This window comes from Variovorax paradoxus (assembly GCF_902712855.1).
Lineage (GTDB): Bacteria > Pseudomonadota > Gammaproteobacteria > Burkholderiales > Burkholderiaceae_C > Variovorax > Variovorax paradoxus_Q.
Genome location: NZ_LR743508.1, coordinates 577,016 through 601,798, shown reverse-complemented (window position 1 = coordinate 601,798; position 24,783 = coordinate 577,016). Strand labels below are relative to the sequence as shown.

Annotated in this window: 27 protein-coding genes; 21 read left to right on the top strand and 6 right to left on the bottom strand. The window is 70.3% G+C overall.

Going from position 1 to position 24,783, the window contains the following annotated elements; genetic code table 11:
- The first annotated feature begins 20 nt into the window (after positions 1-20).
- From AACL56_RS29345 to AACL56_RS29320, 6 genes are all read left to right on the top strand, one after another.
- Positions 21-413: a response regulator gene (locus AACL56_RS29345; RefSeq protein ID WP_339093524.1), complete on the top strand. Its 393-nt coding sequence runs from the start codon at positions 21-23 to the stop codon at positions 411-413.
- Positions 414-462: 49 nt separating this feature from the next.
- Positions 463-1,488, top strand: a complete 1,026-nt coding sequence (locus AACL56_RS29340) for a LysR family transcriptional regulator (RefSeq protein WP_339093523.1) — start codon at positions 463-465, stop codon at positions 1,486-1,488.
- 137 nt (positions 1,489-1,625) lie between these two features.
- Positions 1,626-3,200 (top strand): AMP-binding protein, encoded by a 1,575-nt coding sequence (locus tag AACL56_RS29335; RefSeq protein WP_339093522.1) that lies wholly within the window; start codon positions 1,626-1,628, stop codon positions 3,198-3,200.
- Between the two features lie 14 nt (positions 3,201-3,214).
- Positions 3,215-4,480, top strand: coding sequence for an acyl-CoA dehydrogenase family protein (locus tag AACL56_RS29330; protein WP_339093521.1), 1,266 nt, complete (start codon positions 3,215-3,217; stop codon positions 4,478-4,480).
- A gap of 80 nt (positions 4,481-4,560) precedes the next feature.
- Positions 4,561-5,508 carry a tripartite tricarboxylate transporter substrate binding protein gene (locus AACL56_RS29325; RefSeq protein WP_339095274.1) on the top strand — a complete coding sequence of 316 codons (948 nt, stop codon included), beginning with the start codon at positions 4,561-4,563 and terminating at the stop codon, positions 5,506-5,508.
- A gap of 187 nt (positions 5,509-5,695) precedes the next feature.
- Complete coding sequence (locus tag AACL56_RS29320) at positions 5,696-5,968, top strand: hypothetical protein (protein WP_339093520.1); 273 nt, start codon at positions 5,696-5,698, stop codon at positions 5,966-5,968.
- 61 nt (positions 5,969-6,029) lie between these two features.
- Here the strand turns inward: AACL56_RS29320 and AACL56_RS34360 are convergent, their stop codons facing one another.
- The gene (locus tag AACL56_RS34360; protein ID WP_425337090.1) at positions 6,030-6,986 is read right to left on the bottom strand and encodes a hypothetical protein; all 957 of its coding nucleotides are present in this window, start codon (positions 6,984-6,986) and stop codon (positions 6,030-6,032) included.
- Positions 6,987-7,077: 91 nt separating this feature from the next.
- On the opposite strand from AACL56_RS34360, the gene AACL56_RS29310 reads away from it, so the two are divergent.
- The 4 genes from AACL56_RS29310 to AACL56_RS29295 all read left to right on the top strand — a co-directional run bounded on the left by AACL56_RS29310 (position 7,078) and on the right by AACL56_RS29295 (position 10,292).
- Complete coding sequence (locus AACL56_RS29310; protein ID WP_425337089.1) at positions 7,078-8,349, top strand: sterol desaturase family protein; 1,272 nt, start codon at positions 7,078-7,080, stop codon at positions 8,347-8,349.
- A 279-nt stretch (positions 8,350-8,628) separates the two neighbouring features.
- Positions 8,629-9,465 carry an alpha/beta hydrolase gene (locus AACL56_RS29305; protein WP_339093518.1) on the top strand — a complete coding sequence of 279 codons (837 nt, stop codon included), beginning with the start codon at positions 8,629-8,631 and terminating at the stop codon, positions 9,463-9,465.
- Between the two features lie 12 nt (positions 9,466-9,477).
- Positions 9,478-9,867, top strand: coding sequence for a GNAT family N-acetyltransferase (locus AACL56_RS29300; protein WP_339093517.1), 390 nt, complete (start codon positions 9,478-9,480; stop codon positions 9,865-9,867).
- A 47-nt stretch (positions 9,868-9,914) separates the two neighbouring features.
- On the top strand, positions 9,915-10,292 hold the full coding sequence (locus AACL56_RS29295; RefSeq protein ID WP_339093516.1) for a hypothetical protein: 378 nt from the start codon (positions 9,915-9,917) through the stop codon (positions 10,290-10,292).
- Positions 10,293-10,303: 11 nt separating this feature from the next.
- Here the strand turns inward: AACL56_RS29295 and AACL56_RS29290 are convergent, their stop codons facing one another.
- Positions 10,304-11,086 (bottom strand): ATP-grasp domain-containing protein, encoded by a 783-nt coding sequence (locus AACL56_RS29290; RefSeq protein WP_339093515.1) that lies wholly within the window; start codon positions 11,084-11,086, stop codon positions 10,304-10,306.
- Positions 11,087-11,098: 12 nt separating this feature from the next.
- A complete protein-coding gene (locus tag AACL56_RS29285) occupies positions 11,099-11,497 on the bottom strand; it encodes a PaaI family thioesterase (RefSeq protein WP_339093514.1) in 399 nt (132 codons plus the stop codon).
- A gap of 124 nt (positions 11,498-11,621) precedes the next feature.
- Between AACL56_RS29285 and AACL56_RS29280 the strand changes: the two genes are divergently transcribed.
- Positions 11,622-12,170 (top strand): TetR/AcrR family transcriptional regulator, encoded by a 549-nt coding sequence (locus AACL56_RS29280; RefSeq protein ID WP_339093513.1) that lies wholly within the window; start codon positions 11,622-11,624, stop codon positions 12,168-12,170.
- 6 nt (positions 12,171-12,176) lie between these two features.
- Here the strand turns inward: AACL56_RS29280 and AACL56_RS29275 are convergent, their stop codons facing one another.
- Positions 12,177-12,413 carry a hypothetical protein gene (locus AACL56_RS29275; protein WP_339093512.1) on the bottom strand — a complete coding sequence of 79 codons (237 nt, stop codon included), beginning with the start codon at positions 12,411-12,413 and terminating at the stop codon, positions 12,177-12,179.
- Between the two features lie 118 nt (positions 12,414-12,531).
- Entirely contained in the window at positions 12,532-13,407 is an 876-nt protein-coding gene (locus tag AACL56_RS29270) for a LysR family transcriptional regulator (protein ID WP_339093511.1), read from the bottom strand.
- A gap of 105 nt (positions 13,408-13,512) precedes the next feature.
- On the opposite strand from AACL56_RS29270, the gene AACL56_RS29265 reads away from it, so the two are divergent.
- Positions 13,513-14,838, top strand: a complete 1,326-nt coding sequence (locus AACL56_RS29265; RefSeq protein WP_339093510.1) for an aspartate aminotransferase family protein — start codon at positions 13,513-13,515, stop codon at positions 14,836-14,838.
- A 5-nt stretch (positions 14,839-14,843) separates the two neighbouring features.
- On the opposite strand, the gene AACL56_RS29260 is transcribed toward AACL56_RS29265, so the two are convergent.
- Positions 14,844-15,587 carry a hypothetical protein gene (locus AACL56_RS29260; protein WP_339093509.1) on the bottom strand — a complete coding sequence of 248 codons (744 nt, stop codon included), beginning with the start codon at positions 15,585-15,587 and terminating at the stop codon, positions 14,844-14,846.
- A gap of 89 nt (positions 15,588-15,676) precedes the next feature.
- On the opposite strand from AACL56_RS29260, the gene AACL56_RS29255 reads away from it, so the two are divergent.
- The 9 genes from AACL56_RS29255 to AACL56_RS29215 all read left to right on the top strand — a co-directional run bounded on the left by AACL56_RS29255 (position 15,677) and on the right by AACL56_RS29215 (position 24,755).
- Positions 15,677-16,099 carry a hypothetical protein gene (locus AACL56_RS29255; protein WP_339093508.1) on the top strand — a complete coding sequence of 141 codons (423 nt, stop codon included), beginning with the start codon at positions 15,677-15,679 and terminating at the stop codon, positions 16,097-16,099.
- Between the two features lie 67 nt (positions 16,100-16,166).
- A complete protein-coding gene (locus AACL56_RS29250) occupies positions 16,167-16,727 on the top strand; it encodes a hypothetical protein (protein WP_339093507.1) in 561 nt (186 codons plus the stop codon).
- Positions 16,724-17,911, top strand: coding sequence for a PrsW family intramembrane metalloprotease (locus AACL56_RS29245; protein ID WP_339093506.1), 1,188 nt, complete (start codon positions 16,724-16,726; stop codon positions 17,909-17,911). The genes AACL56_RS29250 and AACL56_RS29245 overlap by 4 nt, the downstream gene beginning before the upstream one ends.
- 19 nt (positions 17,912-17,930) lie before the next feature.
- Positions 17,931-19,163, top strand: coding sequence for a helix-turn-helix domain-containing protein (locus AACL56_RS29240; RefSeq protein ID WP_339093505.1), 1,233 nt, complete (start codon positions 17,931-17,933; stop codon positions 19,161-19,163).
- A gap of 46 nt (positions 19,164-19,209) precedes the next feature.
- The gene (locus AACL56_RS29235; protein ID WP_339093504.1) at positions 19,210-19,887 is read left to right on the top strand and encodes a hypothetical protein; all 678 of its coding nucleotides are present in this window, start codon (positions 19,210-19,212) and stop codon (positions 19,885-19,887) included.
- 57 nt (positions 19,888-19,944) lie between these two features.
- Positions 19,945-20,745, top strand: coding sequence for a DUF899 domain-containing protein (locus AACL56_RS29230; RefSeq protein ID WP_339095273.1), 801 nt, complete (start codon positions 19,945-19,947; stop codon positions 20,743-20,745).
- 13 nt (positions 20,746-20,758) lie between these two features.
- Positions 20,759-21,346: a hypothetical protein gene (locus tag AACL56_RS29225; RefSeq protein WP_339093503.1), complete on the top strand. Its 588-nt coding sequence runs from the start codon at positions 20,759-20,761 to the stop codon at positions 21,344-21,346.
- Positions 21,347-21,666: 320 nt separating this feature from the next.
- The gene (locus AACL56_RS29220; protein WP_339093502.1) at positions 21,667-21,813 is read left to right on the top strand and encodes an ESPR domain-containing protein; all 147 of its coding nucleotides are present in this window, start codon (positions 21,667-21,669) and stop codon (positions 21,811-21,813) included.
- Between the two features lie 470 nt (positions 21,814-22,283).
- A complete protein-coding gene (locus tag AACL56_RS29215; protein WP_339093501.1) occupies positions 22,284-24,755 on the top strand; it encodes an autotransporter outer membrane beta-barrel domain-containing protein in 2,472 nt (823 codons plus the stop codon).
- Positions 24,756-24,783: the final 28 nt, after the last annotated feature.

The window sequence follows — 24,783 nt, the reverse complement described above, 5'->3', positions numbered from 1 at the left end:
CAGGCCCGACGGTCCATGACATGAAGCTCTCCGTCTACCTCGTCGAGGACGAACCCGCGATACAGGACAGCTTGAAGGTTGTCATCGAGGGCTACCTGCGCGCCGAGGTGGTCGGCACCGCGCCCTCGGAGGCGGAGGCCGTCGCGTGGCTGCACGCGAACGGCGGCGGCTGGCAACTGCTGGTGGTCGACCTGAAGCTGGCGCAAGGCTCGGGCCTGGGCGTGCTCGCGGCGCTGGCGGGCGCGGGCCCGCGCGGCGAAGGATGCGCGGTGATCGCGCTGACCAACGCCGCTTCGCCGGGCAACCGCGCGGAGTGCCTGCGCCTGGGCGCCGACGCGGTGTTCGACAAGGCGGAGGAAATCAACCAGTTCCTGGCCTACTGCGAACAAAGGATGCCGGCCGCGGCTTCGTGACGGCGCGAGGGGGACGCGGCGCACGGCACCGGTACAGAATCGCGGGGCCATGGAACTTCGATCCCTCCGCTACTTCATCGCCGTGCTCGAGGCAGGCAGCCTGTCGCGCGCGGCGGGTGCGCTGTACGTTGCGCAGCCCGCGCTCACGGCCCAGATCAAGAAGCTCGAGGTCGAGCTCGGCACGCAGCTGTTCGAACGCTCGCATGTCGGCGTCACGCCCACGGCCGCCGGGCTGCAGCTCTACCAGGACGCGCGCAAGCTGCTGTCGGACGCCGGCGCCATGCGCGAGCGCCTGCAGCGGGCGCCCGACGGGCCCGAGGGTTCCGTCACGGTCGCGGTGCCGTTCCTGCTGGCCTCGCTGCTGCTCGGGCCGGTGCTGGCGCGGCTCAAGCAGTCGCACCCGCGCATCCGCGTGTTCGTCATCGACGATCTGAGCCTGATGGTGCGAAAGGCCATGGTCGAGCGGCGAGCGGACATCGGCGTGCTGGTCGACACCGAATACGTCAATGGCCTCGATGTGAGACCGTTCGCGCGCGAGGCGATGTTCGTCTGCGGCTACGACGCCGGCGGCGAGGTGGCCGCCATGACGGTGCAGCCCGCCGCCAGGAAGACCGCGAAGGGCAGCGCCGCCGCGGTACAGCGCCCCGAACTGCCGTTCGCCCGCGCGGCCGGCCTGCCGCTGGTGTTGCAGTCGCGCCGCTTCAGCATCCGCGCGCAGGTCGAGCGCACCGCGGCCGACCTGGGGCTCGAACTCAACATCGCACACGAGCACGATTCGGCGCGCGTGATCCGCTCGCTCTACCTGGCCGGCGCGGGCTTCACCTTCTCGCCGGCCTGCGCCATGGGCGACGCGCCGGCGGGCGGCAGGCAATGGCTGGTGGCGCGCGTGGTGCAGCCCGACCTGGCGCGCACCTACTTCCTCGCGACCCCCTCCGCGCGCGAGCCCGACCCCGCGACCCGGGCGGTGATGGAGGTGCTGGTCGACGAGGCGCGCCGCATGATCGCATCGGGCCGCTGGGAAGCCGAGTTCCTGCACGGCAAGCGGCGATCCGCGGGCACCTCGGCCCGGCCATAGCGCGAGACGCGCCGGGCAGGCCGGGCCATCAACCTTTCTGATGGCCGCGCATCAGCAATCCGTATTTGTTGTCGGGTGCCTTCCGCTGCCAAAGTGGTCTCCATCCCGCGCCGTGGCGCGGGCATCCAGGAGACAACTTGCAAAAAACCACATCCCCCGAGATCGCCAACGTCGGCGAGCTTGCATCCCGTGCCGCGCGCATCCACGCGAAGCGGCTCGCCATCACCAGCGCGCAGCGCTCGGTGACCTACCAGGAGCTCGAGCAGCGTTCCAACCGCCTGGCCAATGCGCTGTGCGGCCTCGGCCTGCAGCGCGGCGACCGCGTGGGCGTGTACCTGCCCAACTGCATCGAGATCGTCGAGCTCGAGCTGGCCTGCTACAAGGCCGGGCTGGTCAAGGCGCCGATCAACGCGCGGCTGGCGCCGGCCGAAGTGGCCGAGGTCATCGCGAACAGCCAGGCGACGCTGATCGTCACCACCGCCGACCGCGCCGATGCCTTCCTGCCCCGGCTCGAGGGTGCCGCGCCGCGACTGCTGCTGCTCGACGCCGTGCAGGATTCGCCTTTGTCGTACGAAGGCGTGCTTTCCCGCGCCAGCGACCGCTTCACGCCGGTGCGCGTGCGCGCCGACGAGCTCGCGGTGCTGCACTACACCTCGGGCTCCAGCGGCGTGCTCAAGGCGGCGATGCAGACCTTCGGCAACCGGCTCGCGCAGCTGCGCAAGTTCCTGATGCGCGCCGACAACCTGCAGCCCGGCGACCTGCTGGGGCTGGTCGGCCCGATCACGCATGCCTCGGGCATGCAGCTGGTGCCGGCGCTGTGCAGCGGCGCCACCATCCGGCTGTTCGGCGGGTTCGATCCCGGCCGCTTCATCGCCGAGATGAAGCGCGAGCGGGTGACCCACACCTTCATGGTGCCGACCATGATCAACATGCTGCTGGCCGAGGTGCAGGGCCGCTACCGGCCGATGCCCGACCTGCGGCGCCTGGGCTACGGCGCCGCGCCGATGGCGCCGGCCCGCATCATGCAGGCGATGGACGTGTTCGGCCCCGTGCTCTCGCAGGGCTACGGCGCGGGCGAGACCACTTCCGGCGTGTGCGGCCTGAGCGTGGAGGACCACCTGTTCGCGCGCGCCGCCATGCCCGAGCGGCTGGCGTCCTGCGGCCGGCCGTTCCTCGAGTCGCAGGTCGACATCGTCGACGACGAGGGCCGGCCGGTGGCCACCGGCGAGATCGGCGAGATCGTGGTGGGAGGCGCCGACATCTTCGCGGGCTACTGGCGCGCGCCCGAGCTCACAGCCGAGGTGCTGAAGAACGGCCGCTACCACACGGGCGACCTGGCACGCGCCGACGACGAGGGCTACATCTACATCGTCGACCGCAAGAAGGATATGGTGATCAGCGGCGGCTTCAACGTCTATCCGTCAGAGGTCGAGGCGGTGCTGTATCAGCATGCGGCTGTCGACGAGGCGTGCGTGTTCAGCGTGCCCGACGACAAGTGGGGCGAGGCCGTGGCCGCGCACATCGTGCTGAAGTCCGGCGCCGCTGCGGACGCCGCCGCGCTCGACGCCTTCTGCGCCGAACGGCTTGCGGGCTTCAAGCGGCCGCGCCGCATCGAGTTCGTCGAGGCGCTGCAGAAGAACGCCAACGGGAAGATCGCGCGCAAGGCGATCCAGTCGCCGTACTGGGCCGGCCGCGACCGCCGGGTGAACTGAGGAGCCGCACTGCCATGAACACACAAGTCATCTCGTCCGCAACCGCGGCCCCCGACACCCCCGCCGCTGCGTCCGGCGTGCGCTCGCCGCTGTTCGACGGGCCCTTCGAAGGCTCGGAGCGCGCGGCCGGGCTGATCGCGCGCATCGGCGATTTCCTGCACGGCGAACTGGCCGCGCTGGCGCGCGAGGAAGGCATCGACCATGAGCACGGCGCCGACCGGGCCACGCTGCAGCGCGTGTGGCGCCGCTCGCACGAACTGGGCTTCTACGGCATGACGCTGCCCAGGCAGATGGGCGGCCTCGGGCTCTCGCTGCTCGATCACGTGCTGATCAAGGAGTCGATCTATGCGAGCGGCTCGCCGCTGGCGCCGCACGTGTTCGGCGAACTCAGCGGCCCGCCGCGTGTGGGCGCGCTGGCGCGCTACGCCACGCCGATGCAGCTCGCGAACTTCATCGTGCCGGTGGCGCAGGCAGAGAAGGCCATCTGCTTCGCGCTCACCGAGACCGAGGCCGGCTCCGACCCCGGCGCGCTGCAGACGCAGGCGCGCCTCGAAGGCGACACCTACGTCATCAACGGGCGCAAGCGTTTCATCTCGGGCTCGCCCTTCGCGGACTTCGCGGTGCTGATGGCCTCCACCTCCGACAGCCCCGAGCGCCGCGAGATCTCGGCCTTCTTCGTCGACCTGCGCCAGGACGGCGTCGAGGTGAAGACCGGCTACAAGACGATGGCCGGGCAGTCGACCACCGGCGACATCCTGCTGACCGATTGCCGCGTGCCGGCCGCGAACCTCATCGGCGAGCCGGGCCGCGGCCTGGCGCTGGCGCTGGGCCGCATCACCGTCAACCGGCTGCTGCATTGCCCCGGCATGGTGGGCCTGGCCACGGTGGCGCTGAAGGACGCACGCGACTACGCGCGCACGCGCCGCCAGTTCGGCCGGCCGATCGCGCAGTTCCAGGCCATCCAGCATTCGCTGGCCGACATGGCCACGCAGCTGGCCGCGGCGCGCGCGTTGATGATCTCGACCGCGCGGCAGCTCGACGCGGGTGGCGACGCGCGCGCCGATGCGTCGATGGCGAAGCTGTTCTGCTCGGAAGCGGCCTTCCGCATCGCCGACGCGGCGGTGCAGATCCACGGCGGCGAAGGCATCGTGCAGGGGCGGCGCGTGGAGTTCCTGTTCCGCATGCTGCGCATGTACCGGGTGCTCACGGGCACCAGCGAGATACAGAAGAACATCATCGCGCGCGAGCTGCTGGGCGAGGCGGCGCAGGCGAGCGCCTGAAGAATCACGACACAAGAAATACGGAGACAAGCAACTTGAACAACGACATCGACATCTCGCGCCGCGCGCTGTGCCGTGCCATGGTGGCCGCGCCCCTGCTGCCGCTCGCGGGCGCCGCGCGGGCCGCCGACAAGTGGCCGAGCCGCCCCATCAAATGGGTGGTGCCCTACCTGGCCGGCACCGGTCCCGACACCGGCGCGCGCATCCTCGCCGAGGCCGCCGGCCGCCTGCTGGGCCAGCCGGTCATCATCGAGAACAAGGGCGGCGCCGCCGGCAACATCGGCGCGCGCCAGGTGGCACGCGCCGCGCCCGACGGCTACACCTGGATCTACTCGGCCGCGCCCATGGCCGCGAACGTGCTGATGTACCGCAGCCCCGGCTACGACGTGATGAAGGACTTCCGCCACGTCATGCGGCTCACCACGTCCGACGTGCTGCTGGTGGTCAACCCGGCGTCGGGCATCGAGACGCTGCAGGACCTCGTCGCCAGGGCGCGCGCCAATCCCGGCAAGCTCGACTACGCCTCGGGCGGCGTGGGCACGCCCTCGCATCTCGGCGTGGAACTGTTCCTGAACGCCGCGGGCGTGAGCGCCACCCATGTGCCCTACAAGGGCGCTTCCGAACTGGTCAACGCGGTGCTGGGCAGCCAGGTGACTTTCGGCATGCCGATCTTCGCGGTGGCCTATCCGCAGGTGAAGGCCGGCAAGCTCAAGGCGCTGGGCGTGGCGGCCGCCAGGCGCAACGCCAGCCTGCCCGACGTGCCCACGCTGTCCGAGCAGGGGCTGCAGGGCGTGGAGCTCACCTCGTGGGGCGGGCTCTCGCTGCCCGCAGGGACGCCGGACCCGATCGCGGCGCGCATCTACGAGGTCTTCAGCCGCATGCTGAAGGACCCGCAGGTGATCGCGGCGATGACGGAACTGGGCAGCCAGGTCGCGCCGTCGACGCCCGAGGGCTACCTGCAGGTGATCCGGCACGAGATCGAGCTGACGGGGCGGATGATGAAGAGTGCGAGCATTTCGCCGCTCTAGGGCCCGGTCACCGTGTTTCCGGCGGCCGGACCGAAGTTAGAGCCTGTTGTCGCGGCGCCATAAACAGGGCGAACGGACTCTACGCGGGCATTTGGCCTACTTGGAGCGTCAGCCCTCGCGCATGGGCGAGGGCGGCGACGCGACGCAAGCTCGGTGTTCGACCATCCCCCGAAAAGGATCACTCACCATGCAAAACACAACGCCCCCACGCCATCCCGATGCCATCACGCAGCTCGACGTGTCCCAGGCCGTGCTCGAGGACGAGGAGAACCCGAGTGCCCTGCGCGCGATGACGCCGCAGGAGCGCGCCCTGATGTTGCCCGCGCGCAGCGGCTGGGGATCGGCGTGCCGCAACGCGCTGCGCAGCGTGACGAGCAGCCCCGTGAAGTTGCTGGGCGGTGCCGCGGTGGTGGGCCTGGCGCTGGCCCTGGCCGTCGCCAAGCGGCCTGGCCGCGCCTGACGCGCACGGGCCTGCGGCACCGGTGCGCAGCTCGCTCGACTTCAGTTCCTGGCAAGGCCTGCTATCGACCTTGCTGGGGCTGGTGCTCGTGTCGGTCGTGGCGGTCGGCATCCGCCTGCTGGTCATGCACAGCGTGCAGCAGCGGCGCGAGCGGCAGAACCGGCAGATCAACGAGCGGCTGAAGACGCTCATCGCGGCCTACAAGGTGCTCGGCGGCTCGTTCACCGGCGAGCTTGCCGTGGACCCGAGCCACCTGCGCGATCTTCGCCTGCGCGCTGGCGCCACGGCAGACGTGCCCGTGACCGATGACGACGGCGCGGCCCGCGCCGAGCCGCCGTCGTCGGACCGGCGCCGGCGCATCCGTGACGCGGTCGAAGCAGCGCTTTCCGACGTGATCCTGCTGGGCACCGAGACACAGGTGCGTCTTGCCACGAAGGCCGCCAACGACATGGTGGCCGGCCGCACGGTGGAGACGGCCGAACTGGTGGTCGCGCTGCGCATCTTCATTCGCGACGTGCTCGACCTCGATCCGATTCCCGCCGAGCTCGGCATTCCCAAGCAAGGGCCGCTGCGGGCAAAGGGCACGCCGGCGCGTGGCGAAGGCGGTGGCGGTGGCGGTGGCGGCGGTGCGGGAGCGCGGCGCGGAGGAGAGGCCGGTGCCGCGGGCGGCGGCTTGGCCGGTGTCGGCATGGGCGTGGGCATGGGAGGGACCGCGCCTCCGGCGCGGCCGGTTCCACCGACGAGGTGCAAGCTTGCCGCACGCCGCGGGCATGTCATCCGACCTCGACCCACGGCCGTGAACAAGCACTCTTTCGTCGCCAGGGCAGACTTTCCGGTGACCGAGGCGCAGCGGGGCGACGGCGTGTTCCATGAAGCCGGCAATGCGTGTCGCCGGCGCGCTGTTCAGGCCGGACCGGTCGTGAGCTGGCAGGGCGGGGCTCGATCCCCGGGTGACCCGCCCGCCCTTGCACGCGCGGCGCGGTACCGGCCGTCGATGCATCGGAAACGCGAGAAGCATTTGGCGATATCGCGAGGTTCTTCGACAGGCCCCCAAGGCATCGGCGGGCTGGCCGCATCGATACTCGGTCGCCATTCAACGACCCGCTGCCATGCCCGCTCCTTCCCCCGCAGAACGCATCAAGAACGACGTCGCCCAGGAAATCCGCAAAGGCGTCGACCTCGCCCTCTCGCATGGCCCCTTGCATCGCGGCAAGGGTATGGTCAGCGGAATGATCGCGCTGGCGCTGGCCAACTTCAGCATGCTGGGCGTGCTGATGCTCCAGTTTCCAGCCTTCCTCACCACGCCGAAGGTGCGCGAGGTGCTGAGCTTCGACGCCATGCGCACGATGCTGCTGGTGGCCATGGTGGCCATGGTGGTGTGCGGTGCGCTGGCGCTGACCAACATCGTCTTCAACCGCGTGCGGCGACTGTCGGTCTGGGCGCTGTTCTGGCTGGCCGTGGCGGTGGTCGGCTCGCAACTGGGCGCGAGCGCGACGGGCCGCGGCTGGCTTCCCACGGGGCCGCTGCCTGACAACGTGCCGTACCTCGGCATCGACTGGTTCATCTTCGACCTGCTGGCGACGACGCTGCTGTTCACCACCATCGAGAAGCTCGTGCCGCTGCGGCCTGCGATGCCGGTCTTTCGCAAGGAGTGGCAGACCGACTTCATGTACTTCGTGACGGGCCACCTGCTGGTGGGGCTCACGCTGTTCCTGGTGTATGCCATTCTTCATGGCGTGAGCGGCATGTTCGCGGCCGTTCAGCCGGCCGCCCAGGACACACTTCGCGGCTGGATACGCCAACTGCCGTTCGGCTGGGCGCTGTTGCTGCTGATGCTGGTCACCGACTTCGCGCGCTACTGGCTGCACCGCTTCTATCACGAGACCGCCATCGGCTGGCGCCTGCATTCCGTCCACCACAGCGCGCAGCACATGGACTGGATCTCGGGCAGTCGCACGCACGGCGTGGAGACGGTGCTGTCGACCGTGGTCATCCTCGCGCCGGCATTCCTGCTGGGCTTCTCGCAGAACGTGATCAACGTGTACATCGTCATCGCGGGCGTGCAGGCCGTGTTCAACCATACCAACACATCGGTGCGGCTGGGCCCGCTGCGCTACCTGATCGTGACGCCCAATTTCCATCACTGGCACCACAGCCGCGATGCCGAAGGACTCGACCGTTGCTACGCGGCGCATTTCGCGTTCTGGGACTACCTGTTCGGCACCGCGGTGAAGTCGGACAAGAACAAGATCTGGCCTGACGAGTACGGCGTGGTGGGCGACTATGTGCCCAAGGGCTTCTGGCACCAGCAACTGCACCCACTGACATGGTCGGGGCGCTGGACGGACGAACACGGCGTGGCGCACCGGGAGAACCGCTAGCGGCGCGACGCGGCACCTGCGCGGCGAAAGGAAGGACACGCCGGGCCGCGGCCACGCGACCCGGCGCCCTGAGGTGCGGCTTCCGGCCGGGTCTCCGGGTGCGGCAACCTCGGTGCCTGCGTCCGTCGCCACGCCGGGGTCGGAGCGGCCGGCATGAGCGCCGCTTCGCAGTAGCGTGGTCGGCTTTTTCCCGCCGGGTCGCGGGCTCACCGCAACGCAGCGAAACTAGGGGCCACATCCGGCGCTTCTGCGCCAGCATTTCCCCGGGAGCAGAACAACTTGGCATCCAACAAAGTCTTTCGCATCGCACTGTCGGCATCGGCCGCCGCCATCGGCGGCATCGCGGCGTACTGGACGCTGCTCGCGACACGGCAGGGCGACATCCTGTTCAACGCGCGCAAGCTGCCCGTCGTGCATCTGTCCGACGACTTCTCCACCTATTCGCACACCGTGCCCGGCGGCATGGTGCGCGGGTACGTCTACCACCCGCAGGGCGAAGCGGCGCTGCACGACCTGTTCGTCTACTTCGCCGGGCGCGGCGAAGACGTGCGCGCCACAGCGCAGATGCTGCACTGGCTGCCCGAAGGCTTCGGCTTCGCCGCCGTCAACTACCGCGGCGTGGCCGACTCGCAGGGGCACCCGTCGGAGATCGCATCGGTCGAGGACGCATGCCAGTTCGCCAACCATCTGCGCAAGGCCTTCCCGCATGCCCGCCTGCACGTCGTCGGCCGCAGCCTGGGAACGGGCGTGGCCATCCAGCTGGTGGCACGGCAGGAGTTCGCCAGCCTGCAGCTGGTGACGCCCTACGACTCGATGCTCGAGGTGGCCAAGAAGCGCTTTCCGCTCGTGCCGTTGTCGCTGCTGTTGCGGCACCAGTTCAATTCGCTGGAGCACAGCAAGGAAGTGGCGGCGAAGACGCAGGCGCTGCTGGCCGAGCGCGACGACGTGGTGCTGCCCGAGCGCTCGGCCAGGCTCATCGCGGCCTGGCCCACCCCGATCAGCGTGCAAACCGTGCCGGGGTCGGACCATCACAGCATCATGGGCCTGGAGGCGACGTGGCTGTACCTGATCGACTTCGCGCTGACGGCGGTCCTTCCTGAGCCGAAGGTGGCGTAGCGGGAGACACGCATGGCCGTCAGGGCATTCGCTCCATCCGATCTCGAGGAGGTCCATCGTCTCCTGGCGTCCAGCGGATGGGCGCATCGCATCCCCGACGCGCAATACCTGGCGCGCCTGATCGCGGCGTCGCAGCGGGTGGTGGTGGCCGAGATCGATGGCCGGATCGTCGGCTTCGCGCGTGCGATCACCGACGGGATCTCGAACGGCTACCTCTCGATGGTCGTGGTCGCGCCGGATGTCCGCAGACAGGGCCTGGGCCGGGCGCTTGCCGAACAGATCATGCAAGGCGACGACGCGATCACCTGGGTGCTCCGCGCAGGCAGGGAGGGCGCCGATGCATTCTTCGCCAGCCTCGGGTTCGTCGACTCCGCCGTGGCGATGGAGCGAAGGCGGCGCTGAGCCAGAATGTCGGCCTGAACGTCCACCCGACTTCGAGGAGACCGCTCATGCAGCTCGCGTCGCACAGAACCGTTCTCGCCGGCATCGCCATCGGCTTCTGCCTGATGGCCGCGGATGCCGGCGCGCAGGCAAGGCCGCCCAGCGGCTCGGAGCGCGCGGGCGAGTCCTCACAGGTGTTCACCCGGGCGGTCGTCCGGTCGTTCTTCGAAGAGCCCGACGGCAGGTCGTACGTGCGCCTGAAACTGCTGCCCAAGGCCAAGCTGCCGTTCACGGTGCAGACCTTCAGGGTCGTCGACCGGGCGTTGCTGGCGGGCCTTTCCGAAGGCAGCTCGGTGAAATTCGTCTCCAGGTACATCGACGGCGAGAACACCGTGACGTCGATCCACGCAGCGGCCGAATGCCAGCGGTTCCGGCCGTGTGACTGAAGCGGCCTCGCTCAGCCCGCGCCTTCCAGGTCCTCGAGAGACAGCACGAGCGACTGCACGTTGCCCGCATAGAAACCCGCCGCGTTGATCGTGTTGATCTCCACGATCTTCATGCCGTGCGGGGTGTCGCACACGTCGATGACGAATGCCCTGTGCGGCTGCCACGCCTGCACGCACTCGTGCACGAACCGGTCGAAGCGTTCGTCCACGTCGCTGGCGTACATCACCTTGTCGCCGCGCTTGTACATGCTGCGCGTCGCGATCTCGCCGTTCACGATCCAGAAGCGGTACTCGCCGTAGATGGTCTTCGGGTTGCACAGCTGCACGAGCGTCTCGCCGCTCAACGACGTCCCATGGTCTTGCCCGAGGTCGACGACCTTGTGTTTCCAGTCATTGAAATCGCCGGGCATGAAGACCTTGCCCGCGAAGTACTTGCTGTCGTCGACAGGGCGCAGGAAGGTCGGTTCGGTAAGGCTTGGGACGTCCTTGAACGGCAGGATGCGGCTGTCGAAGTTCAGCATCCGTTCACCCCAGTGCGAGAGTTGCACCTTGAAATCCTTGTCGAACAGGTCGTAGACCCCGGGTGTCCAGGCCTGGGCCCTGGCCGTGTGCCGCATCGAGTACGAACCGAAGCAGACGACCTTGTCGTGCTTCGGCTCCGCGGGAGGCACCAGTTCACCGACGAACGGGACGACCTTGTGGACCGAAAAGGGGATGCCGAAGCGCTCCAGCGTGCCGGTCAGGCTCGCCCACTCGTTTTCCTTGAAAAGGTTCTCCTGGAGGATCCAGTGCACGCACCGCTCCCCTCAAGACCGCCGCACGAGCTTGCCCGTCGACGACGCACGCGCAATCAGCCGCCCTTCGGGCGCGAACAGGTCGGCATCGAGGAACACCACGCTGCGACCCCACCGGAGGATGCGCGCCTCGGCCTCGAAGGTGGTCACTTCGGCCCGGTCGAGGAACGAGACCTTGAGCTCGAGGCTTGCCAAGCTGGCGGTCGGGTCCTTGGCATGCACGGCGACGGCCATCGAGCAGTCGAGCCAGGCGGTGACCAGCCCGCCCTGAACCACGGTGCCGTTGCTGTGCGCGAACTCCGGCCGCGCCACGAAGCGCACGCGCGCCGAGCCGGCTTCGGGGTCGGTGCGAAGCACCTGCGAGAAGCCGATGGTGTGCATCAATGCGCTGGGGAATTTTTCGATTTCCATGCGCGCATTCTCGCGTGGGAATCGCTGTCGGCACATGTGCGGCAGCGTGCCGGGCGATTCGCTTTTACCGACCGATCCGTTTGGCGACAGGCCATGACGGTCGAAGCTGCGCTAGACTGCCCGGATGCCCAGGCCGACCAAACCCGAGATAGACGCAGAAATCATCGACCGTGCGGCCGCGCTGTTCGCCAGGCATGGATTCGCGAACACGTCGCTCCAGCAGATCGCGGATGCCGTCAACTACTCCAAGGCCGGGCTGCTGCATCACTATCCGAGCAAGAAGGCGATCTACGACGCGGCGCTGAAGATCGGCCTTGGCCAGACGCAGACGCTGCTGGCCAGCGTCAAGGGAATCCCTGTCGGCATCGAGCGCGACCGCGCCGTGGTGGAAGCCTCGGTCGACCTGACCTTCGACTGGCCGGGGCTGTCGGCGTTTGCCAACCAGCTCGTCAACACCGAGCAGGATGTCGATCCCGAACTCACCGAGATGGGCCTCATGATGTACGCGGCCCTCGGCATCGACCTGAAATCGGTCAAGCTGGAGCGGATCGTTCGCGTGACGAGCGCTTTTTCGGGGCTCGGCGCGACAGCGATGCTGGCGGCGCGCATGGGCCTGAAGCGCGAATGGCGCGGCGACATCGTCGCGTGCGCCATGAACGCGCTGGGGCACTGAGGCCCGTCAGGAACCCCCGACGAAATTGATCAGCTTCGGGGCCAGCACCCCGTGGCCCATGCCGACCGACACGCGCAGTTCGGGCATGTGCGCCGCCGCCGCCCTGCCGGCCGCGTAGACGGCGCCGAACACCGCACCGAGCAGCACCCCGAGCAGCACTCCGAGGAAGACGAGCCGCATCAGGCGCTGCCCGAACGCGGAGAAGGCCGGGAAGGTCCGGAAGGCGGTGGGCGGCGTGGTCAATGTGTCTTCCTTCCTGAAGATGGGGCGATCGGTCCGGCCTTGTGCCGGACAGCCTCATTATTCTACCGATATGGTTGGTTGGCAACCATTATGGTCTGGACTGAAGGCGGGTCGGCACTCAGGCCGTCGGGAGGACCTTTCTCACGTGCGCCGCGAAGGCGGCCGTCAAAGCACTCGGCTCGTTGCGCCCGAATGCGAGGGTGACGCCCACGCTCGGCAGTTCGGGCAAGCCCTGGTCCGGCGTCAGGATCTCGAGGTCGTCGGGCACGGCGGTGCGCGTGAGAACGATGACGGCCTGGCCCGATCGCGCCATGCCGACCAGGCCCGAGAGGCTGCTGCTTGCATAGGCGAGCCGGTAGGCCCGTCCCGCGGCCTCCAGCGCCTGCCTCGGCCACAGGTGGTCCAGCGCGTCGGGCGCGCCGAGCGCCAGCGGCAAGGGTTCGCACGCGGCCGCGGTGCCGCCGCGCAGGCCGACCCACACCAGCGGTTCGCGCCGGATCACTTCGGTGCCGCCGCTTCCCGGGCTGCCGGACACCGGTCCCGACACCGACACCAGCGCCAGGTCGACGGCCCGGCGGGCCAGCAGCTCGTGCAGCCGCGGCGTGGGTGCGCAGATCACTTCCACCTGTACGTGCGGATGCAGGCTCGCGAAGCCCTGCAGCAGGTAGGGCAGGAAGACGACGGCGTAGTCGTCGGGGCAGCTGAAGCGCAACGTGCCGGCCAGCTGCTCGCCGCGCAGCTCGGACAGGGCTTCGTCGTGCCTGCGCAGCAGCTCCCCGGCGCGCAGCAGCAGCCGCTCGCCGGTGGCGGTGAGCGTGACGCCGCGCCCGGTGCGGTAGAGCAGCGGCTGCTCGACGATGCCTTCGAGCTTCTGCATCTGCATGCTGAGCGCCGACTGCGTGCGCCCGACGCGGGCCGCGGCCTTGCCGAGCACGCCCGTCTCGGCAATGGCCACGAAGCTGCGAAGCAGGTCGATGTCGAGGGACTGGCTCACGGCATGAGTTCTCCTGATAGCTGAATTCAAAACATTTCGCTTCCCCCGGCGCGGGGCGACACGTAATGTGCGCCACTTCGGTCACTTTGGTCTGGAAGCATCGACATGAGCAGGAACGACGATCCGCAGTTCTGGGCACAGGCCCGGCAACACCTGGTGCGCTACGGCGGCAGCTTCGAGCCGCTGATCATCGAGCGCGCGCAGGGCAGTTTCGTCTACGACGCCGACGGACGCGCGATCCTGGACTTCACGTCGGGGCAGATGAGCGCCCTGCTCGGCCACGCGCATCCGGAGATCGTCGAGGTCGTTTGGGAGCACGTGCGCACGCTCGACCATCTCTTCAGCGGCATGCTGTCGAGGCCGGTGGTGTCGCTGGCCGCGCAGATCGCGCGGCACGCGCCGGCGGGGCTCGAGCGCTGCCTGCTGCTGAGCACCGGCGCCGAGTCGAACGAGGCCGCACTGCGCATGGCCAAGCTGGTGACGGGATGCCACGAGGTGGTGGCCTTCACCCAGTCGTGGCACGGCATGACCGGCAGTGCCGCTGCGGCCACCTACAGCGCGGGACGCAAGGGCTACGGCCCGGCGCCCGCCGGCTCGCTGGCCATCCCGGCGCCCAACGCCTACCGCCCGCGCTTCACCACGCCCTCCGGCGAGCTCGACTGGCGACGCGAACTCGACGACGGCTTCGAGCAGATCGACCGGCAGTCGACCGGCGCGCTGGCCGCCTTCATTGCCGAACCCATCCTCAGCAGCGGCGGCATCCTGGAACTTCCGCCGGGCTACATGGCTGCGCTGAAGCAGAAATGCAGCGAGCGCGGCATGCTGCTGATCGTCGACGAGGCGCAGACCGGCGTCGGCCGCACCGGCGTGATGTTCGCGTGCCAGCGCGACGGCGTGGCGCCGGACATCCTCACGCTCTCCAAGACGCTGGGCGCGGGCCTGCCGCTGGCCGCGATGGTGACCACCGCCGCCATCGAAGAACAGGCCCACGCGCGCGGCTTCCTGTTCTACACGACGCACGTCTCCGATCCGCTGCCGGCAGCGGTCGGCCTGAAGGTGCTCGAAGTGGTCGAGCGCGACGGGCTCGTCGAGCGCGCGCGCATCGCCGGCGAGCGGCTCGCGCAGGGGCTGCAGCGGCTGCGGTCGCGGCACGAATGCATCGGCGACGTGCGCGGGCGCGGCCTGCTGATGGGGCTGGAGCTGGTCACCGACCGCAAGACGCGCGAACCGGCTTCGCAGCTCGGCGAGGCCATCACCCGCGAGTGCATGAAGCTCGGGCTGAGCATGAACATCGTCAAGCTGCCGTCGATGGGCGGCGTGTTCCGCATCGCGCCGCCGCTGACCATCAGCGACAGCGAGCTCGATCTCGGACTGGAACTGCTCGACAAGGCGATCGACACCGCCGTGCGGGCCATGCCCGGCGGGCGCTGACCCGGTCAGCCGCCCGCAAGCCAGCGGCCGGAGGCCGGACACAGCACGGCCGGCGCGCCGTTCACCAGCACCTGTTCTTCGTCCAGCCGCAGCGCGGCCTGCGGATCGACATCGAACGCGATGCCCAGCGCGCCTGCGATGCGCGGGTCCTCGATGGGCAGCTCCCACGTCAGGAAGAGCTGGGCGCAGTCGTCGTCCGGCGGGAAGTCGGCGGCATCGAAGCCGGTGCCGCCGCGGCGTACCACGGCATGCGGCTGGCCGGTGTCGAAGACCAGCGCCGTGCCGCGCGTCAACGGGATGCGATGGCCTGCGTGTGGAAAGATCACGTCGAGACCGCGGTCGTCGCTGACGAACAGGTTGCAGAAGGCAGCGCCGCCGTACTGCGCGCCGTCGTGGTGGTAGCGCGCGCCGCGGCATGCCATGAGGGCGATGTCGCAGGTGGCCAGCAGGCCGGGAAACCCTTGCGCGGAAGTCCAGTCGGCCATGGCCTGCACGCACAGCCTGTAGTCGGGCCAGCGCATCCGCGCGCGCGCCAGCGGCAGCGGCTCGACGTCGCCGGGTTCCAGCGCGAGCGACGCGACCTCCCTTTGCCAGTCCGCCGCGAGCCGCGCGGGCGGCGCCGGGATGTCGAGCGTGGCGGCCAGCACCACGCCGCTCACGCTGCGGCTGCGCAGGGCGTCGCCGTGCCGGAAGATGCAGGCGAGGCGGTCTCGCGCGGGGTCTGCAGGCGGCGTAGGAGAAGGGCGCATCCGGGGCAGTGTAGTCACGCGCCGCGCGGCGGCTGGCCGCGATGCACCACAGAATGGCGGCCTCCTTCACTCGAAAGGCTCCCGCCACCATGTTGACCTACGCGATCCAGAAAGTCGGCTACGACCACCAGCAGACAGACCCGCAGGGCGAGACCAGTCTCGTCGCCTTCATGGCCGCCATCGACGCCTTCCCCTGGGCCGAGCAGCACAAGGCCTGGGACGAGGACCAGGAGGGCCCGCTGCCCGCGCTGGTGCTGCTCAACGACGCCGACCAGCGCCAGCTGTGGGTCACCGCACTGGGCGCGGACCGCACCGGCGGCTACCAGCTGCAGTCGGTGGCCATGCGCATGCGCAAGGGCTTCTTCGGCAAGGGCAAGCTGGAGCAGGACGCGACGGTGGCGGACGCGCGCAGCCGCGGCGAGGTCGACCGCCTCTGCGAGCTCTTCTGCGACGCGCAGTACGACGCCCTCGACCGCGAGGTGGAGCGCCTCGCCGCGCGCGACGGCGACTGAGGCGCGAGGCACCGCGCCGGGCGCCCGCGGCGTCCGGCTTTTCGCATCCGTATGGCACGATCAAAGGATGCATGAGCCGTCTCGCCGAATACCGTATCGCACCTGGCCGGGCGCGCTGGCGGTGCTTCTCGCCATTGCAGCCTACGTGGGCGGCCTGATCTTCTGGGACCGCCACACGCCCGCGAGCCGGCCCCTGCCCGAGGGCGACACGGTGGCGGTCGGGCAGGCCCGTTTCGTGCCCGTCGACGGATGGGAGATGGACGTGTCGCGCTCGCGGGCCGGCCAGTCGCTGATGCTGTTCAAGGGCAGCCACAAGTTCCTGGTGACCGTCGGCCAGTGGGCGGGCGGACCCGACGGACCGATGCTGCGGCAGCAGCGCCTCATGGAGCGCGGCCAGGGCCTGAGCATCGAGGGCGACGTGTCCGATTTCGTCACCTCCTGGGGCCTGCAGGGCAAGACCTTCGCCTACTACGGATCGAAGCTGGCGGGTCGCTTCTGGCAGGTGGTCGACCTGCAGCGCAAGTCGGTCGTGCAGGTCGACGCCTACGGCGCCGACGACGGGCTCGACGAGGCGCTGGAAGACGCCCGCGCCATGCTCGACTCGATGGACCTGGAGGCGCCGCAATGAACCAGCCGATCTTCGAGAAGGATGCGTCGCCCTGGCCGGTCGGCACCGATTCGTTCTTCCAGCCGCGCCGCGCGGCGTTCTGGGTGCTGGCGGCACTGATCGTCAACGGCCTGTTCTACACGCTGCACCTGTTCTTCATGGGCGTGCGCGTGGTGCCCGTCACCGCGCTGCTGGGGCTGGTGGTGTGGGGCGTCTACACGCTGGTGTTCGTGCAGGTGTTCCGCACGCTCGACCTGCTCGAACAGCACCCGCCCGAGGCCTTCGTGCTGGCCTTCGCATGGGGCGGCATGGGCGCGGTGTATTTCTCGGCGCCGGCCAACATCGCCATCCAGAGCCTGTGCGCCAAGCTGGTGTCGCCCGAGTTCGTGGCGGTGTGGGGGCCGGCGGTGGCGGGGCCGATCACCGAGGAATTCCTGAAGCTCGCGGGCGTGGTCCTGCTGGTGCTGGTGGCGCGCAACCAGTTCCAGACCTACCTGTCGGTGCTGATCGTCGGCGCCATGACTGGACTGGGCTTCCAGGTGACCGAGAACCTCGTCCACACGGTCAACGCGTCGATGCACTTCCCGCTCGAGAACCAGGTGGCGCCGGTGTTCATCAACCTGCTGACGCGCGGCCTGCTGAGCGGGCTCTGGAGCCATGCCGCCTACACCACGATCGCATCCTTCGGCATCGCCTGGTTCCTGCTGCATCCCGAGAAGCGGCTGCCGGCGCGCATCGGCGTGGCCTTCCTGTGCTTCGCGCTGGCGTGGGCGATGCACTTCGTGTGGAACTCGCCATTCCTGGAAGACCTGTTCGACGGCGGGTACGGCGAGATGGCGGTGCTGCTGATGGTGAAGGGCATTCCGGTGCTGATCGCGGCCGGCCTCTTCTGGCGCATGGCCGCGCGCGAAAACGGCACCTACCTGCATGCGCTGGCCGCCTACTTCGTGCCCGAGCGCGAACTGATCCAGGACGACGAATGGGTGCGCCTTGGCGCGCCGATGCAGCGCTACAAGGTGCGCCGCGAGATCGGCTGGACCTTCGGCTGGCGCGCGCGCCGGCTGAAGACGCGGCTGCAGCGCGAGCAGCTGCGGCTCATCCGCAAGGCCGGCACCTACGGGCGCGGTGCCCAGACGCTGCGCCACGAGGTGGCGGTGCGGCGGCTGCGCGCGCAGCTCGAACCGCTGATCGCCGTGCAGCCCTGAGCGCAGCGCAACCGACGACATGGATTCGCTGATCGCCGCCTCCGCCCGCGCGCTTGCCGGCGGCGACGCGCTCGGCGCGCTCAAGCGCGTGGCCTTGCGAGACGATCCACCGGCGCTGGCGCTGCGCGGCATCGCGATGGCGCAGCTCGGCGAGCATCCGCGTGCGCGCGAACTGCTCAAGCGCGCTGCGAGCGGCTTCGGCGCGCACGAGGAGCTGTTTCGTGCGCGTTGCGTGGTCGCCGAGGCCGAAGTGGCGCTCGCGATGCGCGACCTCGGCGGCTCGCCCCGCGCGCTGGCCGCGGCGGCGGCCACGCTCGAGGCGCGCGCCGACCGTGCCAATGCGCTGCAGGCGCGGCTGATCGCGGCGCGAAAGCTGTTGCTGCTCGGCCGGCTCGACGATGCGGAAGCCGCATTGGCGCTGCTCGACACGCGTGGCCTGGCGCCTTCGCTCGCGGCGGTGGCCGAGCTCAGTGCGGCGGAGCTGGCATTGCGGTCGCTGCGCATCGGCACCGCACACGCGGCGCTCGCGCGGGCCCACGAGGCCGCCGAACGCGCGCGCGTGCCGGCATTGCTGGCCGAGGTGGCCGAAGCCCGCGCGGCCATCGAGCGCCCCGCCGCGCGGCGGCTTTCGGGTGGCGCCGAGCAGGTGCTGCGCCTCGGCGACGTCGCCGCGCTGCTCGCGTCCGGCACCCTGGTCGTCGACGCCTGCCGCCGCAGGATCGGGCCCGGCCCCGGTGTCGACGCCCCCTGGCAGCCGCTGGTGCGCCGGCCGGTGCTGTTCGCGCTGGCGCGCCTGCTCGCCGAGGCGTGGCCGGGCGACATCGACCGCGAAGCGCTGATCGCCGGCGCGTTCCGCACGCAGCGCCCCGACGAGACGCACCGCGCGCGGCTGCGCGTCGAGATCGGGCGGCTGCGTGCGCTGGTGAAGGGCATGGCGCGGATCGAGGCCACGCCGCGCGGCTTCGCGTTGACGCCGCACGGCGACCGCGCGGTGGCGGTGCTGGCGCCGCCGCTCGACGGCGAGCAGGGCGCGCTGGTGGCCTTGCTGTCCGACGGCGCGGCCTGGTCGACCTCGGCGCTCGCCCTGGCGCTGAATGCGAGCCAGCGCACGGTGCAGCGCGCGCTCGCCGAACTCGAAGCCGACGGCCGTGTGCGGTCCATCGGACAGACGCGCGCGCGCCGCTGGCTTGCGCCGCCGCTGGCCGGATTCACGACGATCTTGTTACTCCCCGCCGCACTGCCGATTGAATAGAGTTGTCTCCAGGGCGCCGATCCACGGCGCGCACAAGGAGTCAACGATGAACAGCAAGACAGTCAAGGCCCGCCCCCAGGTCCGTGTGCAGGCCGCGGACATCGTGCGCGAGTACGGCCCGTTTCCCGGCGGCGACAAGGTGAACGGCGTGACCCACGACGGCCGGCGTGTGTGGGCCGCACTGGGCGCGCAACTGGTCGCTTTCGATCCGGACAGCGGCGAGCCCACGCGCTCGCTCGACGTCACCTGCGACGCCGGCACCGCGTTCGACGGCAAGCACCTCTACCAGATCGCCGATTCGCGCATCGACAAGATCGATCCGGCCACGGGCGGCGTGGTGGCGTCGATCCCGGCGCCGGGCCATGGCAGCGATTCGGGGCTCACCTGGGCGGAGGGCAGCCTGTGGGTGGGCGAGTACCGCGACCGCAAGATCCACCAGGTCGACCCGACGACCGGCGCGGTGGTGCGAACCATCGAGTCGAACCGCTTCGTCACCGGCGTGACCTGGGTCGACGGCGAACTCTGGCACGCCACCTGGGAGGGCGACGAAAGCGACATCCGCCGCATCGACCCGCAAAGCGGCGCCGTGCTCGAGCGGCTCGAGATGCCCGGTGGCACCGGCGTGAACGGGCTCGAGTCGGACGGGGCCGGCCTGTTCTATTGCGGCGGTGGCGGCAGCGGCAAGGTGCGCGCCGTGCGCCGGCCGAAGGCCGCGCGCGCCTGAGCGCTCACAACTCCACACACCTCATACATGTCCGAAGTCCGCAAGGAGTACCCCGCCATGAACAACGCCGTGACCGAAACAGGCCCCGTGAATCATCCCGTCGTACCGCCCGAGCAATGGGTGGCCGAACGGCTCGTCCTGCTGGCGCGCGAGAAGGAACTGATGCGCCTGCACGACCAGCTCGCCCGCGAGCGGCGCGCGCTGCCCTGGGAGCGCGTCGGCAAGCGCTACGCCTTCGATACGCCGCAGGGCAGCCGCACGCTGGCCGAGCTGTTCGGCGGCCACCGCCAGCTGGTGGTGCAGCACTTCATGTTCGGGCCGGGCTGGGGCCAGGGTTGCCCGAGCTGTTCGTACATGGCGGACCACGTCGACGGGATGACGGTGCACCTGGCGGACCGCGGCATCGGCTTCGTTGCCGTCTCGCGCGCGCCCCTGCCCGAACTGCTGCGTTTTCGCGAGCGCATGGGCTGGAAGTTCGACTGGGTGTCCTCGCATGGCAGCGACTTCAACCATGACTTCGGCGTGAGCTTCACCCCGCAGGAAGTGGCGAGCGGTGCGGTCGACTACAACTACGGAAAGCGCCCGTTCCCTTCCGAGGAGGCGCCGGGCGTCAGCGTGTTCTTCCGCAGCGATGCAGGCGAGGTCTTCCACACCTACTCGACCTACGGGCGCGGCGTGGAAGTGATGATGGGCGCCTACCAGCTGATGGACCTCGCGCCCGAGGGCCGCAGCGAACGCGACGTGCCGCACAAGATGGAATGGGTGCGGCATCACGACCGCTACGCGCCGGCGCCGGCACCCGTTTCTGCCTCTGCTGCACCGTCGTCCTCGGCATGCTGCGGTGGCGCGCACCGCTGACGCACGCGATGCCATGTCAGGCCTCTGGCCATGGCTTGCGGTCGCCGGTGCCGGAGCGCTGCATGGGCTGAACCCCGCCACCGGCTGGATGTTCGCGGCCGCATGGGGCGTGGGCTCGCGCGACCGGGCCCAGGCACTTCGGGCGCTGATGCCCATCGGGCTCGGGCATGCGGCGTCGGTCGGTCTCGTCGCCGGGGTGGTCGTGCTCGGGGTGTCGATGGGCCGGGTGATGCTCCAGGTCGTGGCCGGTGCATTGCTTGCTGCGGTGGTCGCCTTGCACGTCTTCCGGCGCCGCACCGCGCCAGGCCGGTCGCCGAGCCCGGCCGGGCATGCGGGGCTCGCGCTCTGGTCTTTCATGATGTCCACCGCCCACGGGGCCGGCCTGATGCTGGTGCCGGCACTCGTCCCGCTCTGCATGGGCGAGGCGTCCGCTGCGCGGGACATCACTGCTTCCGGCGCCCTGCTGCTCGCAATGGCCGCGGTTGGCGTTCACTCCGTAGCCATGCTCGCAGTGACGGGGCTGGTGGCCGCGATCGTGTGCCGCAGCGTCGATGCCGGCGCGGGCTGGCTGTGCGGGATGCGCGGGATGCGCCGGGACTGACCGGACATGACCTCTGCAATCCCGGCAGGGCATTTGCCGCGGCGCTGGGTAGCCCCCCATTCATCAAGAAACATTGGTTACTTTTTGACGCAGTTCAGGGTATGCCGGGTGGGGAGGCGCTTCGACGCGACGTACACGCCTGTCACACAGCCGGAATATTCGGGCAGAGGGGTACCCGGAACCGGGCATATGCCGGGCTGCTACGCGTACTTACATTTTTGACTTGCAAATTCGAAATCGAAGGGCGTGGGGAGGTGCAAGCCATTGCTGCCGCACGCGGGCGCCTGCCCGATCAGGTAACGAAGGACCAAGTTGAAGCCATGAACAAGATCTTCCGAACCCTCTGGAATCCCACCCTCGGCACCTGGGTGGCCACGCCTGAAACCTCGCGCGGCCATGCCCGGTCGTCGGGCACGCGCAGCGCGCGCCGCGGCCGCGGCGGCACTGCTCGTGCGCAGCGCCCGTGATGGCGGCGGGCGGCGCGGGCGGCGTGCCCGTCGGCGAGACCACGCTGGGTGCGGGGCCGGCGGCAGTGACGGCACCGGCGGCGCCGGCGGCCTGAACGACACCACCATCAACGCCTTCGGCGGTGCCGGCGGTTGTCGACGCCCGCGGGCGTGACCGCGGGCGGCAGCGCCAGCACGGCCGGCTTCGGCCGCGACGCCCGGCACCGGCGGCGCGGCGGGCGCCGTCAGCATCCCGGTGGGACCGGGCGCGTTCCAGGGCCAGGACGGCGGCGCGGGCCAGGCACAGACCGGCGGCATGGGTGCCGGCGACGGCTACGGCGGTGGCGGTGGCGGCGGCTTCCAGGGCGCGTCGATCGCGAACAACGTCGGTTCGTCCGCCGACAACTACACGGGCGGTGCCGGCGGCGCGGGTGGCAACGGCTACTGGGCCGCGGGCGGCGGCGGTGCCGGCGGCTACGGCTCGATCCTCGATGCCCCGCTCGGCAGCTACACCGCATCGGGCCTCGACCGGCGGCGTGGGCGGCAAGGGCGGCGACGCGGCCTCGCAGGCCGGCGGCGGCGGCGGCGGCGGTGGCGGCTTCTACCTGAACGCCACGACGGCCGGCATCGTCTTCACCAACACCGGCGCCATCACCGGCGGCGCGGGTGGCGCTGGCGGTGCCGAGCTGGCCCCGGTACGCGCCAACAGCGCGGGCGGTGGCGGCGGCGGCGGCGGTGTGGGCGTCACGCTGGCCGGCAGCGCAGTCACCGTGAACAACACCGGCGCGATCGCGGGCGGTGCCGGCGGCGCGGGTGGCGCGGCCGGTGGCGGCGCAGGCGGCACGGGTTCGCCGGGCGCGGGTGGCGATGGCGGCATCGGCCTGTCGTCGACCGGCGCCGGCGCGACCGTCGTCAACACCGGCACGATCTCCGGTGGCGCGGGCGGTGCAGGCGGCGCCAACAGCAGCGGCGGCGCCGTGGGCGCCAACGGCGTCGGCGGCGCGGGCGTGTCGGGCGCCAACATCGCGCTGACCAACGGCGGCACCATCAACGGCGGCCTCGGCGGCGACGGCGCGACCCAGGCAGCGGCCGTGCGGTTCACCGGCGGCACCAACAGCCTCACGCTGAACACCGGCTCGGCCATGACCGGCGCCGTGGCCATCGACGCGGGCGCCACGGCCAGCGTGATTGCCGGCTCCGACGGCCTGAGCGTCAGCAACGCCCTGCTGCTCGGCGGCAACGCCACCGTCGACACCGGCGCCAACAGCCTGGCCTGGACGGGCCCGATCTCGGGCGCCGGCAACCTCGCCAAGGCCGGCACCGGCGTGCTCACGCTGAGCGGTGCCAACACCTACACCGGCGCCACCAACGTCGCGGCGGGCACCTTGCGCGCCGGCGCGGCCAACACCTTCAGCAGCGCCAGTGCCTACACGGTCGCGTCGGGCGCCACGCTCGACCTGGCCGGCAACAGCCAGACCATCGCGTCGATGGCCAACAGCGGCACCGTCTCGCTGGTGGGCACCGTGCCCGGCACCACGCTCACCGTCACCGGACCGTGGGTCGGCAACGGCGGCACGCTGCGCCTGGGCACTGCGCTCGGCACCAGCGCCAGCGCGACCGACCGGCTGGTGCTCAGCGGCGCCACCGCCATCGCCAGTGGCACGACCAACGTACAGGTCACCAATCTCGGCGGCCTCGGCGCACTGACCACCGGCAACGGCATCGAGCTGATCAGCGCCATCGGCGGCGCGACCACCACGGCGCAGACCACGAAGAGCGCGTTCGCCCTGGCCGGCGGCCATGTCGATGCCGGCGCCTACGAATACCGCCTGTACGCGGCCGATGCCAGCGGTGCCGGCGAGAACTGGTACCTGCGCTCCACGGCCACGGTGACACCGCCGACCGGCGGCGGCACGGGTGGAACGGGAGGCACCGGCGGCACCGGCGGTACGGGCGGCGCAGGCACGAGCACGGGCGGCGGCATCGTCGTGCCGACGTACCGTTCCGAAGTGCCGCTGTACGCGGCGCTGCCCGAGCAGCTGCGCCAGGCCAACCTGTCGATGCTGTCGAACCTGCACCAGCGCGTGGGCGACGACGGCGCGTCGGGCGCCAACACCGCGAGCCCAGAACAGGGCTATCGCCAGGCCTGGGGCCGCGTCATCAGCACCGAGCGCACCATCTCGCAGGGCGGCACCGTCAGCCCCACGAGCAAGGGCCGCCTCACCGGCTTCCAGGCCGGCACCGACCTGTGGGCCGACCCCAACTGGCGCGTCGGCGTGTACGTCGGCAAGCTCGACGGCGACATGCGCGTGAACGGCTTTGCCAGCGGCCTCGCGAACTTCGGCGTCGGCTCGACCGACCTGCGCAACGAGTACGTCGGCGCCTACGCCACGTGGAAGAACGACAGCGGCCTGTACGTGGACGGCGTGCTGCAGGGCGGACGCCACCGCTACAGCGTGTCGCCCACGCTGAACTTCGGCAGCGGCGGAAAGGGCGACAGCCTGCTGGCGTCCATCGAGGTGGGCCAGTCGTTCCCCATCGCCGAGGGCTGGAGCATCGAGCCGCAGGTTCAATTGGTGCACCAGCGCGTGAAGCTGGACAACACCAGCATCCCCGGCGCCCTGGTGCAGCAGGACAGCCACGACGGCTGGCTGGCGCGCGCCGGCGTGCGGATCAAGGGCGAGATCGCCACCGGCGCGGGCCTGCTGCAGCCCTACGTTCGCGCCAACGTCTACCGCAGCAGCAGCGGCACCGACGTCACCCGCTTCGTCGGCCCGGCCGGCTTCACCGACATCGCCACGCGCACCGGCGGCACCAGCACCGAACTCGCGGCCGGCGCCACGCTGCAGGTGACCGACAGCGTGAGCCTGTACGCCGAAGTCGGCAAGCTGTGGGGCGCGGGCAGCGGCGTGCGCACGAAGAGCAGCGTCGATGCGAGCGTGGGCCTGAAGGTCCGCTGGTAGGCGCGCTTTTCGCTTTTTTCGGAGACCG